Source organism: Neotamlana nanhaiensis, from assembly GCF_000943555.1.
Taxonomy (GTDB): Bacteria; Bacteroidota; Bacteroidia; order Flavobacteriales; family Flavobacteriaceae; genus Neotamlana; species Neotamlana nanhaiensis.
Genome location: NZ_JTDV01000010.1, coordinates 59,049 through 70,710, shown reverse-complemented (window position 1 = coordinate 70,710; position 11,662 = coordinate 59,049). Strand labels below are relative to the sequence as shown.

The 11,662-nt window shown below is 33.8% G+C and carries 9 protein-coding genes; 4 read left to right on the top strand and 5 right to left on the bottom strand.

The window, feature by feature from the left end; all coding sequences use genetic code 11:
• Nucleotides 1-2 precede the first annotated feature (2 nt).
• From PK35_RS10820 to kdsA, 5 genes are all read right to left on the bottom strand, one after another.
• Entirely contained in the window at nt 3-299 is a 297-nt protein-coding gene (locus PK35_RS10820; protein ID WP_044626741.1) for a hypothetical protein, read from the bottom strand.
• Nucleotides 300-301: 2 nt separating this feature from the next.
• A complete protein-coding gene (locus tag PK35_RS10815; protein WP_044626740.1) occupies nt 302-634 on the bottom strand; it encodes a hypothetical protein in 333 nt (110 codons plus the stop codon).
• A gap of 79 nt (nt 635-713) precedes the next feature.
• Entirely contained in the window at nt 714-1,430 is a 717-nt protein-coding gene (locus tag PK35_RS10810) for a DUF4198 domain-containing protein (RefSeq protein ID WP_044626739.1), read from the bottom strand.
• A gap of 63 nt (nt 1,431-1,493) precedes the next feature.
• A complete protein-coding gene (locus tag PK35_RS10805; protein WP_044626738.1) occupies nt 1,494-3,839 on the bottom strand; it encodes a TonB-dependent receptor in 2,346 nt (781 codons plus the stop codon).
• 281 nt (nt 3,840-4,120) lie between these two features.
• Entirely contained in the window at nt 4,121-4,939 is an 819-nt protein-coding gene (kdsA, locus tag PK35_RS10800) for a 3-deoxy-8-phosphooctulonate synthase (RefSeq protein WP_044626737.1), read from the bottom strand.
• A gap of 289 nt (nt 4,940-5,228) precedes the next feature.
• Here kdsA and typA point away from each other — a divergent pair, with 289 nt between their 5' ends.
• The 4 genes from typA (at nt 5,229) to PK35_RS10775 (ending at nt 11,643) form a co-directional block, all read left to right on the top strand.
• On the top strand, nt 5,229-7,028 hold the full coding sequence (gene typA, locus PK35_RS10795; RefSeq protein ID WP_044626736.1) for a translational GTPase TypA: 1,800 nt from the start codon (nt 5,229-5,231) through the stop codon (nt 7,026-7,028).
• 389 nt (nt 7,029-7,417) lie between these two features.
• The gene (locus tag PK35_RS10785) at nt 7,418-8,728 is read left to right on the top strand and encodes an O-antigen translocase (RefSeq protein WP_044626734.1); all 1,311 of its coding nucleotides are present in this window, start codon (nt 7,418-7,420) and stop codon (nt 8,726-8,728) included.
• Between the two features lie 13 nt (nt 8,729-8,741).
• Entirely contained in the window at nt 8,742-10,037 is a 1,296-nt protein-coding gene (locus tag PK35_RS10780) for an O-antigen translocase (protein WP_044626733.1), read from the top strand.
• A gap of 7 nt (nt 10,038-10,044) precedes the next feature.
• A complete protein-coding gene (locus PK35_RS10775) occupies nt 10,045-11,643 on the top strand; it encodes a sulfatase-like hydrolase/transferase (RefSeq protein ID WP_157841066.1) in 1,599 nt (532 codons plus the stop codon).
• The last annotated feature ends 19 nt before the right edge of the window (nt 11,644-11,662 follow it).

The following is an 11,662-nucleotide window of genomic DNA, read 5'->3' as shown; positions in this document are numbered from 1 at the left end:
ATTTAAACTAACGGGACGTAAGTGTTTCCTAAATAAACCAATGCGTAAAAAAGAACGCTAAGTGCTATAAAAATACCCCAGATTTTCCAACCATTTTCAGCTACAAAGGCCCAAATCATTAAAGTAATCCAAAGCATAAACCCTGTAAATGATGAGGTGATGATTACATTTTCGGGGTTTATCCAAATGGCTAAAGCCATATGAAGCGTTACCGTAACTAAAAAACCACCAATAAAGCCTGCGGTTATTTTAGCAAAACGTTGCCAAGGTGTAGAAAGGTGTTTTTTGTTTGCAGGCATAATTATACAAATAAGAGTTCTAAAATTAATGTCGCTATAAAAAAGAGCACTAAAGTTTTGGTATTGATAAGTTTTAATGGAGCTAGTAAGATTACAAGACTACCAAAGGTCATTAAAACAATAAAAAAGAACAATGTGCCCACACCAAGGCCAAAGCTTATAACATTAAAAACTAATGCTATTAACAGCAACATAAGACCAATAATCTTAGAGGATTTAATGTTTTGCTGTATGTGTTTTTCAAAGCCTAAATGTGGCGTGATAACCACTCTTTTTGTGGTATTGTACAGCACATAAAATGCTAAAAAGTTTAAAAATAAGGCTATTGTTATCATAATATTATTAACTAACAAACTCTAGGATTAAAAAATCCTAGAGTTCCACTAAAAAAACTAACTCAAAAAATTGAATTAACTATGGCAAACAATACGTTGCGCAATGCCATATAAATTCATAATCTTTACCTTTAAAAGTTCCAGGAACTTCTTCTTTGGTTGTGGTTTCTACAATATATTTTGTATTCCAAGGGCGTTTAAACGTTACTTCACCTTGCTCGTTGGTATGCAGCGTTTTGCTCCACAAATCTGAAACATAAACCTGCAATTCGTTGTTTGCTAAAGGTTTGTTTTTATAGAGTACTTGTAGCGTAACTTCGTTTGGATTTTTCGAAACATCTTTAACCACAATACCTTCAGGGTTATTTGCCGAAGTATCGGTTAATGTTTTACCAACTTGAAATTTAGCGGTAGCGTGGTAATGAGTTTTGAAAATTCCGAAATCGTATTTGGTGTAATCAATAACGTCAATATCGTTGTTGTTTAAAATCACGGTATAAACGCCATTTGCTTTTGGTGTAAACTTAGCAATGTAATGATCGGCTTTTGGTGTTACTGTTAATTGCGTTTTGTTGCCTGCTTGATCGACTATCCAAAGTGTAAAGTTTTTTACGTTTGAAAATGCGTCGCCTTTAACTTCTTCAATTACGCCGTAAGTGTATTCTCCAAAATAAACTTTAATGTCTTGTTGTTCACCAATGGTGCCGTAAGGATTGGTTTCAACCCAAAGGTAATGTGCAAACGATTTTGTTGTTGCTAATACCAGAAGTAATATTGCGAAAATTGTTTTTTTCATGAGTTGCGGTTTATAACAAAAACAGTCTGCTTAAATTATAAGGAGACTGCCTTGTTGTTTAGGTTAAAAATTATAAGTTACAGTTAAACGACCATTAATACCAGGTTCTGATTGCCAATAAAGGTAAGAACCGTAGTTGGCGCCAGCGTATAAATACTCGTCTAAAATGTTATTTACATTAAGTTGTACACGCACTTTTTTGTTTTTCCAAGATAAAGCGCCATCCATTCTAAAATAATCTGGTAAATCACTTTGGTTATCGGCAGCCCAAGCCCAAGTAGAACGATCGACTTGGTATTGGTAGCCTAAAGAAGCACCGAAGCCATTTAATTTTGAACCTTCTCCAAAATTGTAATTAAACCATCCGTTTGTAACATGTTTAGCATGTCCTGATACACGATTACCTACTAAGTTTGGGTCTTGGTCTTTTGTAATTTCAACATTGGTGTTAGCATAGTTAAGTACAGCGTTAAGTCCTGGAAGAATTTCTCCTTGTAAATCGAATTCTATCCCTTTAGATTGTACTTCTCCCAGCTCGATTACCGAATTTCCTGTAGGGTCAGCAGGATCGGAGAATGCTATATTTTGTTTGGTGATTTGGTAGGCACCTAGAGCTGCTTTCAAACGACCATCGAAGAAAGTTTTCTTTAATCCACCTTCAATATCAACAGCATCTACTGGATTTACTAATTCTCCAGAAAGTGTACGTCCTGCTTGTGGTAAAAATGATTGATCATATAAAGCATAAGCCACAAAAGAAGGTAAGATATCTACGCTTAAACCAACTCTGGGTGTAAATTCTTTATCGTTATCTGGTTTTCCTAAAGTACTTAAATTAGTGTACCTTCCAGCAAGGGTTAAACGGATTTTATTTTCTAGGAAACCAATTTCATCTTGAGCATAAAATGAGCGTACCGTATTTCCGTTGTAAGGTGTACCACCGTTTCTATCCTGTACATTTTGAGAGCGATCGAAATTGTAATCTACATCAATGTCATAATGTGGATTGTAGATATTAAAAGGTTGTTGGGTATCAACAACAACTAAATCTGCCCAATCTGCCCAGTATTGTTTTTCTGTAAAATCGAAACCACCCATCACTTTATGGCTTATACCTCCTGTATTGAATTTACCGTTTACATAAGCTTGGAAGTATTTACCAAGAGATAAAGCATCCCATTCGCTAACATATCTTACGGCATCTCCTGTGGTAGAATCAAGGCTCCAAAGCCAAGTAGAATTACCTGTTTGGTCGTATCGTAAATAGTTGAATTTTGCTTGTACATCCCAGTTTTTATTAAATTGGTGTTTAAAGTCGGTGTAAAAAACAACTTGCTCAATATCAGTAGCCGGGTAATTGGTGTCTGTAAATTTGAAATCGCGATCTAAACTTCCATAACCATCGGTAACAGGAGCAAAAACATATGCAGAACCAATTAAACTTTCGGCTTTATCGTAAGTTAGCTCGGTAGTGATTGATGTTTTATCAGATAAATTGAAGGTAAGTGCCGGAGCAAAACCATATCTGTCTACATTTTCGTCACCACGATGAGAATCGGTAGTTTGGTACATGGCGTTAAAGCGGTAAAGAATTGAGCCGTCGTCGGTTAGTTTGCCACCTAAATCTACAGCGCCTCTCAAGTAATCGAAACTTCCACCAGAAAGCGTAATATTTGCAACTCTATTGGCGGTAGGTTTTTTAGTTACGATGTTATAAAAACCACCAGGTTCGCCTGCTGCCATCATAAAACCAGAAGGTCCTTTAACAAATTCTACACTTTCAACAATACTCATGTCTTCGGCAAGTGGCCCCCAAGTATCTAAAAAGTTGAAACCGTTTCTAAAGGCAGGTAGTCTAAAACCTCTCATGTTAATACGTGCAAAATGTCCCCAGTGTTCTAGCATAGTAACCCCACTTACGTTACGTGTTAACCCATCCATTATAGAGGTTACTTGCTGGTCTGCTAGCAATTCACTACTAATAATTTGAACATTTTGTGGTAAATCAATCAGCTCTCCTTGTAAACGTAATGAAGAAGATGCCTCTCGCTTTAAATATTTGTTTTTATGTCCTTCAAGAATAATTTCACTTAACTCTTCGTTGCCTTCAACTAAGGTAATTGTAGGCACTGTAAGCGTACCATTTGTAACGGTGATGTTTTTATTAACTTCTTTAAAACCAACAAAAGAAACATGTAATGTGTAGTCACCAGCCGATAAATTGCTAAGTGTAAAATCACCATTCGCGTTGGTGGTAGTCCCTTTGTTAGTGTTTACTAAGGTTATATTAACGTTGTTAATTGGTGTGTTTTGATTTGAAACGACTTTTCCTTGAATCGTTCCGGTTTGGGCTTTTACTGCAAAAGAAAAGAGCGCAGCAAAAACTAAAAGTATAACATTTTTAGTCATTAGTTATTTATTTTTAATTAGTCTAAATAATATAACGCAAATCTATGAGGGAAAAACATAACTTCAAAATTTATTTAGACTAATTATAAATAAATTTTTTAAGTGTTAATTTTTTAAGTGATTATTGGTTATGGGAAGTAGAGTTTTGGGTTATTTCAATAAGAGGTGTTTTTTATTGAGAATAGCGCACAGGTGAAATGAGCACATGTATTTAAAAAGTGCTATGAATTACTAAAAAGAAGTTCCTGTTAATAGGATTTTTGGCGTTTTATTATACCCGATTATAAATTATTAATAGTCTTTCGGATAGTAACAAGATTCGTTAAAAGTTGCTCTAAATTATCTAAATGAAGCATGTTCGCGCCATCGCTTTTTGCGTTTGCAGGATCGAAATGCGTTTCAATAAATAATCCATCTACATTATTTACAACACCAGCACGTGCAATAGTTTCTATCATATCTGGGCGACCACCTGTTACTCCAGCTGTTTGGTTAGGTTGTTGTAAAGAGTGCGTGACATCAAGAACCACTGGAGCGTATTGCTTCATGGTTGGTATGCCACGAAAATCTACAATCATGTCTTGGTAGCCAAACATGGTACCACGATCGGTAATCCAAGCTTTGTCGCTACCAGCATCTTTTACTTTTTGTACGGCGTGTTTCATGGCTTCCGGACTCATAAATTGTCCTTTTTTAAGGTTCACCACTTTGCCAGTTTCGGCGGCAGCTACAACCAAATCGGTTTGACGTACTAAAAACGCCGGAATTTGCAACACATCTACACATTGTGCAGCTTTGGCGGCATCGCTTATTTCGTGAATATCGGTAATGGTTGGAACATCAAATTTTTCGGATACTTTGGCAAGAATCTCCAAGGCTTTTTCGTCGCCAATGCCTGTAAAACTATCAATACGACTGCGGTTGGCCTTTTTAAAACTTCCTTTAAATACATACGGAATTTCTAGCTTGTTGGTAATGTTAACCACTTTTTCGGCAATGCGAAAAGCCATGTCTTCGCCTTCAATGGCGCATGGGCCACAAAGTAAAAAGAAGTTGTTGCTATTGGTATGTTTTATTTTAGGGATGTCTTGAAGTGTCATGCTTTAAAATTTGATGCCACAAAGATAGTATTAATGCCCGAATTTAATACACCAAAATTAAAGCACTACATAAAACAACCTTAGCAAAAAAGTGCATTAGCGATTGAGTGGCCTGTTTGAGCGCCTCGCAGAGCGCGAGTAACGAAAGCGCGACGCTTTGCAACCTATTAATAAACATGGTTTTAAGTTGGAAATTTTGTGGGTTGCAAAGGGTAATGCCCAAATAAAAAAAATGTGTTGAATATCGAGAATTTATAACTACCTTTGCGCCCTTAAAATAAGCACTATTATGGCTACTATTAAAAACATTGCAATTATTGCGCACGTTGACCACGGGAAAACGACTTTGGTTGATAAAATTATGTATCACTGTCAGTTATTTAGAGAAAACGAAAATACTGGCGATTTAATTTTAGATAACAACGATTTAGAGCGTGAACGAGGTATTACTATTACTTCTAAAAACGTTTCGGTTACTTATAAAGACACTAAAATTAATATTATTGATACGCCTGGTCACGCCGATTTTGGTGGTGAAGTTGAGCGTGTTTTAAATATGGCCGATGGTGTGTTGTTACTTGTTGATGCTTTTGAAGGCCCTATGCCACAAACACGTTTTGTGTTACAAAAGGCTATTGATTTAGGGTTAAAACCTTGTGTTGTTGTAAATAAAGTGGATAAGGAAAACTGTACGCCAGAAGAGGTACATGAAAAAGTATTCGATTTAATGTTCGAACTTGGAGCAGAGGAGTGGCAGTTAGATTTTCCAACGGTTTATGGTAGTGCGAAAAACAACTGGATGAGTGAAGATTGGCAAAAGCCAACCGAAAATATTGAGCCTTTATTAGATATGGTGATTGAGCATATTCCTGAGCCAAAAATTGAAGAAGGTACTACGCAAATGTTAATTACATCGTTAGATTTCTCGAGCTTTACAGGACGTATTGCTATTGGGCGTTTAACACGTGGTGAATTAAAGGTTAATCAACAAATTACTTTAGTAAAACGTGATGGTTCTATGGTTAAAAATAGAATTAAAGAATTACATGTTTTTGAAGGTTTAGGACGTATTAAAGTTGATGAAGTACAAACTGGAGATATTTGTGCTATTGTTGGTCTTGATGGTTTTGAGATTGGTGATACGGTTGCCGATTTTGAAAATCCAGAAGGTTTAAAAACCATTGCTATCGATGAGCCAACAATGAGTATGTTATTTACTATTAACGATTCGCCTTTCTTTGGAAAGGATGGAAAGTTTGTAACATCGCGCCATATTAAAGAGCGTTTAACCAAAGAGCTTGAAAAGAACTTAGCCTTACGTGTTCAAGAAACTGATAGTGCTGATAAGTTTATGGTTTTTGGCCGTGGTGTACTGCATTTATCGGTATTAATTGAAACGATGCGTCGTGAAGGTTATGAGTTACAAATTGGTCAGCCACAAGTAATTATTAAAGAAATTGATGGTGTAAAATGTGAACCAGTTGAGGAAATGACCATTGATTTACCTGAAAATGTATCGGGTAAAGCGGTAGAATTGGTAACGATGCGTAAAGGTGAAATGACGAGTATGGAAGCTAAAGGCGACCGTATGGTTTGTGAGTTTATTGTTCCATCCCGTGGTATTATTGGTTTACGTAACCAGTTATTAACAGCTACTGCGGGTGAAGCTATTATGGCACACCGTTTTAAAGAATATCAGCCCCTAAAAGGTGGAATTCCAGAGCGTCAAAATGGGTCGTTAGTATCTATGGAAAATGGTACTGCTATTCCTTATTCTATTGACAAATTACAAGATAGAGGTAAGTTTTTTATCGATCCAGGTGAAGATATTTACGAAGGACAGGTAATTGGTGAAAACTCTCGTCAGGATGATATGACGGTTAACGTTACCAAAACTAAAAAGTTGAGTAACGTACGTAGTGCTGGTGCAGATGATAAAGCTAAAATTGTACCTGCTATTAAATTCTCGTTAGAAGAAGCTTTAGAATACATACAAAAAGATGAATACGTTGAGGTTACACCAAACCACTTACGTCTTCGTAAAATATACTTAAAAGAAGTAGATAGAAAACGAAATAAATCTATTTAATATATGGATTTTTTCGGAATACATTGGGTAGAGTGGCTAGGTTACCTAGCCACCGCTACCGTTTTAACTTCATTTTTAATGAAAGCCGTTACCCGTTTGCGCATTGTTAATTGCGTAGGGTGTTTATTATTTGTTTGTTACGGTTTTTTACTTACTCCGTTATCTAAGCCAATTATTATAACTAATCTGGCTATTTTTTTTATCAACTTATATTATATCGTTAAAAAGTAGTTTTAATTGCTTTTTATCGGAAACATTAATATCTCGTAGGCTTTAAATTATGATAAAGCTAAATGATTTGTATATTTAAGCACACAGTAACCGTGTTTTTAGAATATTAGGTTAATTTTTACGTTGTAGAGTTAATCTGCCAATCCAAAAGTTATTAATTGAGAAAATTAATAGAATACATAAACGATAAAGTTTTAGTAAAAATAGCTTCGCTGCATATGGTTGCCATAATAACCAGAATAATTGCAGGCTTACTAACCTCGAAAGCTATTGCCGTAATTGTGGGGCCATTTGGGCTAGCTTTAATTGGTAATTTAAGAAATTTTGTAGCTGCGTTTCAAACCTTAGCCACTCAAGGCTTTTATAAAGGTATTGTTAAGTATGTTGCACAATTTAAGGATAATAGTAAGGCTTTAGCTAAAACGCTTTCTACGGCCTATTATTTCGGGTTTATGTCTACCATGCTCGTTTCTTTTTTCTGTTATTTTGGTGCTGAATGGATAAATACCATCATATTTCCAAGTTATAACGACTACGGTTATGTTATAAAAATATTCGCTATTGCCTTACCGTTTTATGCTTTAAACATGTTTACCTTTTCTATTATAAATGGGTTTTCAAAGTATAAAATTCTTATTATAATCAATATCATAGGGCAAATACTTAGTGTGAGTATTGCTTTATTGTTAATATATCAAGAACGGTTAAAAGGCGCTTTAATTTCGGTTGCTATTGCAGAGTCTATTATCTTTTTAATTACACTCGTTGGCATTATTAACAGAAAAAGTATGTTGCCGCATATACAGGTTAAAGCTATAAGTTTTAAAATGTTGAAAAAGTTAAGTGCGTATTCTGTTATGGCTTTATTTCCGGCGTTGTTATTACCTTTAGTTACTATTGCTATTCGATCGTATATTATTGATAATATTGGTTATAAGGAAGCTGGTTTTTGGGAAGCTATGACAAGGCTCTCTAAATATTATTTAATGTTTGTAAGCTCGTTAATTTCGTTGTATTTATTACCGCGTTTTTCAGAAATTAAAACAACAAAGGCTTTTAAAAAGGAAGTGTGGCATTTTTATAAAACTATTGTGCCATTTTTGGGTGCAGGAATGCTACTCATCTATGTCTTTAAAAAATACATTATTTTAGGCGTTTTTACTGAAGAATTTCAACCTGTAGAAGACTTGTTTTTCTGGCAGCTTTTGGGGGACTTTGTAAAAGTACTTTCCATTATTATTGCCTATCAGTTTCTTGCAAAAAAAATGTTTTGGCACTATGTATTAACCGAGGCTTTTTTAATTATTATTTTATATATAACCAGTGTGTATTTTATAAATGCATTTGGCGGTGTAAAAGGTGCTGTGGTTGCTCACTTTGTAAGTTATGTTATGTATTATGGCATTATTTTACTAATTTTTAGCAGCTCGTTTTTTGGAGCTGACAGAGAAAAAATAGAGAACATTTAAGCGCTTTTTTTGAATGTTTAGACTTCGGGAGTTTATAAAAAGTAATTTGCTACTTAAAGCAACATCGGCAAATACATTTTTGGTATTGGTAAGAATGGGGTTTTCGGTAATTTCGCAAAAAATTCTTGCCGTTATTGTTGGGGCAGAAGGACTAGCTATTATTGGAAACTTAAAAAACCTAGTTGTTTTTCTTGAGCAATTATCGGTTTTAGGAACGACGAATGGATTGATAAAATACATAGCGGAATTTAAAGACAATAGTAAAAAGTTACATGCGCTTTTTTCAGCAACTTTTGTGTTTTCAATGCTTTCGACAATAGCATCTTTTTTAGTGCTGTTTTTTTTTGCCGAACCAATTAATAATTACGTTTTTGGTAAACAAAATAACTATGTGTTAGTTATTAAAGTTTTGTCGTTTATTTTTCCCTTTATGGCAGTTAATGTGATTTTATACGCCTTATTAAATGGGCTTTCTCAGTATAAACAATACACAAAAATCACGTTGGTTTCAATTGTTTTAACATCTGTTTTATTGGTGGTTTTTACAATTAAATGGGGCTTAATGGGTAGTTTATTTGCAATTATTATTAACCCTCTTCTTCAATTTTTTAATTACATCTTTTTTTCAAGAAAAATAGTTTCGACATATTTTAGTTTTAAAAAAGTAAGTTTTAGCTCCAACTTAAAAAAAGATTTACTTAGTTACGGTGGTGTAACTTTAGTAGTTGTATTGTCTGTTAATTTAACAGATATAATTGTTAGAAATCTTATAGAAAATAAATTAAATATGTCGGCTGCGGGGTATTGGACGGCAATGACGTCTATTTCTAAAACTTACATGCAGTTTACAGCGGCCATATTTCCGTTATATATATTACCTAAATATTCACAAATAGATCGCTTTTCAGAATTTAAGGTTGAAGTGAAACAAATTTACAAACTGTTGTTACCTCTTATTTTTTTAGGAATGTTTTTGGTGTTTCTATTACGAGAAACTATTGTTAACCTTTTGTATACTAGAGAGTTTTTAGAAGTAAGTGACTTGTTTTTATGGCAGCTTTTGGGTGATTTTATTAAATTTGTTGCATTTGTATTATCCTATCAGTTTTTGGCAAAAAGGCGAATGAAGTTTTATATTTTTACTGAAGTTTTAGCAGTAGTTTTATTTGTAGTTATATCACACTTACTTATTAATAACTTTGGTCTAAAAGGTGTTGTAATGGCACATTTTTTTAGGTACGTTATATACTTAGTTGTTGTGGTTTTTATATTTAAAAACTATGCTTTTGGTAAAAGCAATACGTTGTAAACAAGTTATGTCCAAATTTTTTAAGATATTTTCAAAATACCTATTACTTATTTTAGTTGCTATACTGTTTGAGTGTGTTTTTAGTAAATTGGCCCTAAGCTTAGTTTTAAACCTTGTAGAAAATATCCTTTTTGCTATAGTTCTTATTTGTCCGCTTTACTGTTTTGGTAATAATAAGTTAAAGTCATATTATTTAAATGTATCTTTTGTTGTTTTTTCGGTGTTCTTATTTGTTGAAACAGCTTTTTATTATCTGTTTAAAACCATATTTACAGAATCGGCAATTTTTGTAGCATTCGATACCAACTCCGAAGAAACCAAAGAATTTATAGGTTTTTATTTTGACACACCTATTATTGTTTTAGGAATTAGCTTATTGGTTGTAACCTTATTTTTGTTAACTAAATTAAACAAGTTAAGCTTACAATTTCCTCGAATTGCTACAAAAATGTCGCTTCTTGCTTTTGGTATCATTATTTTGTTAAAGTTTTCAGGTTTAATAATTTACAATTTGCCCTTTATGATTGCTAGATCTGCCGTTGGCTACCATATAGAATCTAGTAAGTTAGGTGATTATGCTAAAGATAAAATGGGCAGTTTTACAAATGTAGAAAGGTCTATTAAAATTTACGGAGAAGAAATCTATGTAGTAATTGTTGGAGAATCAACGGCGCGGTCGCATTTAGGTATATATGGATATTACAGAAATACGACACCATTGCTCGATGCTATGAAAGACGAATTAACAATTTACAACAAAGTTATTAGTCCAGATACTTATACCATAGCTAGTTTAACTAAAGTGCTTACCTTGGGGAATTATGAAAATCCAGATGCTAAATATAATGGTTCAATCATCCAGTTATTAAATCAAGCAGGCTTTAAAACCTATTGGATTTCGGCACAAAAACCATTAGGAGCTAACGATTCTTATGTTACAAAAATAGGCATGGGGGCAAGTGAGTCGTATTTTTTGAATATTAAAAATGCAAAGGAAAAAACATTGTATGATGAAGTTTTGGTTAAAAAAATGCATGAAGTGCTTCAAGATAAAAACGATAAAAAGGTTGTTTTTTTGCACACTTTAGGAACGCACATGAACTATAAGTATCGCTATCCAGAACATTATAATGTTTTTAAAGATATTCCAAGAAGCAAGTTTAAAAAGGATGTTATTTATAGTCAGATTAATGCTTACGATAATGCTGTACGTTATACAGATTATATAGTTAAGTCTGTGATTGAGTCGGTTAAAAGTAAAAATGTTACAAGTGCAGTGCTTTATTTTTCCGATCATGGCGAAGAAGTATATGACGATATTGAGTTTTCAGGTCATTTTAGAGACATGGTAAGAACAAAAAATGTATACGAGATTCCTTTTGTGCTTTGGCAGTCAGAAAAATATAAACAAAATCGAAATCTTTTTTCTAATCAAGACCGAAAGTATATGTCCGATGATTTGTTTCATTCCATGGCGGATTTGTTTTGTATAAAGGCAAAAGATGTTGATTCTTCTCGTAGTATTTTTAGTGAACATTTAAGGGAAAGAACTCGGATTGTTTTTGATACTTTGGATTATGATGCCTATTTTAAAACGGGTGATTAATTGGATTTATAGCAAGAGG

What these genes read in the sequence shown, in the direction of transcription:
- PK35_RS10810 (WP_044626739.1), bottom strand. Translation starts at nt 1,430, where the DNA reads ATGAAAAAAACAATTTTCGCAATATTACTTCTGGTATTAGCAACAACA.
- kdsA (WP_044626737.1), bottom strand. Translation starts at nt 4,939, where the DNA reads ATGACACTTCAAGACATCCCTAAAATAAAACATACCAATAGCAACAAC.
- PK35_RS10775 (WP_157841066.1), top strand. Translation starts at nt 10,045, where the DNA reads ATGTCCAAATTTTTTAAGATATTTTCAAAATACCTATTACTTATTTTA.
- PK35_RS10820 (WP_044626741.1), bottom strand. Translation starts at nt 299, where the DNA reads ATGCCTGCAAACAAAAAACACCTTTCTACACCTTGGCAACGTTTTGCT.
- PK35_RS10815 (WP_044626740.1), bottom strand. Translation starts at nt 634, where the DNA reads ATGATAACAATAGCCTTATTTTTAAACTTTTTAGCATTTTATGTGCTG.
- typA (WP_044626736.1), top strand. Translation starts at nt 5,229, where the DNA reads ATGGCTACTATTAAAAACATTGCAATTATTGCGCACGTTGACCACGGG.
- PK35_RS10780 (WP_044626733.1), top strand. Translation starts at nt 8,742, where the DNA reads ATGTTTAGACTTCGGGAGTTTATAAAAAGTAATTTGCTACTTAAAGCA.
- PK35_RS10805 (WP_044626738.1), bottom strand. Translation starts at nt 3,839, where the DNA reads ATGACTAAAAATGTTATACTTTTAGTTTTTGCTGCGCTCTTTTCTTTT.